The organism is Chamaesiphon sp. OTE_20_metabat_361 (assembly GCF_031364565.1).
Genome location: NZ_JANLWO010000336.1, coordinates 1 through 1,786, shown reverse-complemented (window position 1 = coordinate 1,786; position 1,786 = coordinate 1). Strand labels below are relative to the sequence as shown.

Genomic DNA, 1,786 nt, shown 5'->3' with positions numbered 1-1,786 from the left:
ATGTTAGAATTTACAACTATAGCTAGGGGTGTCCGAAACCAGTCGGGCTGAGAACATACCCTTGCACCTGAGTCTGGGTAATGCCAGCGGAGGGAAGCTGTTTATGATAGGAAATTGAATATGCGTGCTGAATGGATTGCCAAACGTAGCGGACAAGCCAATGTCTCCCAGATGCACTATGCGCGTCAGGGCGTCGAAACCGAAGAAATGCACCATGTCGCCAAGCGCGAGCGTCTTCCTGTAGATTTGATTCGATCGGAAGTCGCGCGCGGACGGATGATTATCCCTGCAAATACCAATCATCCCAATCTCGAACCAATGGCGATCGGGATTGCATCTAGCTGTAAAGTGAATGCCAATATCGGCGCATCACCCAGCTTTTCTAACATGCAAGATGAGGTTGACAAACTGATTCTCGCTGTCAAATACGGTGCGGATACCGTGATGGATCTTTCCACTGGTGGCGGTAATTTAGATGAGATTCGGATCGAAATCATCAAAAATTCACCCGTTCCCATCGGAACTGTACCGATTTACCAAGCCTTAGAAAGCGTCCACGGTAATGTCGAAAATCTCACCCCCAATGATTTTCTACACATCATCGAAAAACATGCCCAGCAAGGGGTTGACTATCAAACCATCCATGCGGGTATTTTAATCGAACATCTTCCCCTAGTTCGCAATCGCCTGACGGGAATTGTCTCGCGTGGCGGTGGGATTTTAGCACGCTGGATGCTGCATCACCACAAGCAGAACCCCCTCTATACCCACTTCGATGACATTATCGAAATCTTCAAAAAATGCGATGTGTCCTTCAGCTTGGGTGACTCCTTGCGCCCTGGTTGTACCCACGATGCTTCTGACGAAGCTCAACTCGCCGAACTCAAAACCCTCGGCAACCTCACCCGTCGCGCTTGGGAACATGACATCCAAGTGATGGTAGAAGGCCCCGGGCACGTCCCGATGGATCAAATCGAGTTCAACGTCAAAAAACAGATGGAAGAGTGCTCTGAGGCTCCTTTCTACGTGTTAGGGCCACTCGTTACCGACATCGCTCCTGGTTATGACCATATCACCTCCGCGATCGGCGCGGCAATGGCTGGCTGGTACGGTACCGCGATGCTGTGTTACGTCACTCCCAAAGAACACCTCGGCTTACCGAATGCTGAAGATGTCCGCAATGGTCTGATCGCCTACAAAATTGCCGCTCACGCTGCCGATATCGCCCGTCACCGTCCGGGGGCACGCGATCGCGATGATGAGCTGTCCAAGGCGCGTTATAACTTCGACTGGAACCGTCAATTTGAACTTTCCCTCGATCCCGAACGCGCGAAAGAATATCACGATGAAACTCTGCCCGCCGATATCTACAAAACTGCTGAGTTCTGTTCGATGTGCGGTCCTAAATTCTGTCCGATGCAAACCAAAGTTGATGCAGAAGCATTGACTGAGTTAGAGAAGTTCTTAGCTAAAGAAAAAGAGCCTTCTAGTATCGGTTAGGTTAGTTAAAAAGTGATGCGATCGACCCGACTTCTTGGAAGAAGTCGGGTTATTTTTAAAGCCGATCGGGTAGGCTCGATCGAATCAACTTTGTATTTATCGATCGCCTCTCTCCAATGAATTATCGAAGGTGCAGACATGTAAGTTTTGACCGCCAATTCGACGAATATTGCCCTGCAAACTGTCTAATTGAGATGCCGGTAGGATTTAAAAGGATCTATGCCAGTAGGGGTGAGTTGAACTAAGTGACCCCCTCTTGGAGCGGAAGCGGGATTTTGGGTCTACG

1 protein-coding gene and 1 riboswitch are annotated in these 1,786 nt (G+C 49.4%); the gene reads left to right on the top strand.

From position 1 onward, the window contains the following. The first annotated feature begins 14 nt into the window (after positions 1-14). Positions 15-112, top strand: a riboswitch (TPP riboswitch). A gap of 8 nt (positions 113-120) precedes the next feature. Further along, the gene (gene thiC, locus RMO35_RS09880) at positions 121-1,500 is read left to right on the top strand and encodes a phosphomethylpyrimidine synthase ThiC (protein WP_309740752.1); all 1,380 of its coding nucleotides are present in this window, start codon (positions 121-123) and stop codon (positions 1,498-1,500) included. Positions 1,501-1,786: the final 286 nt, after the last annotated feature.

Coding starts and splice junctions, on each gene's coding strand:
- thiC (WP_309740752.1), top strand. CDS start 121: ATGCGTGCTGAATGGATTGCCAAACGTAGCGGACAAGCCAATGTCTCC.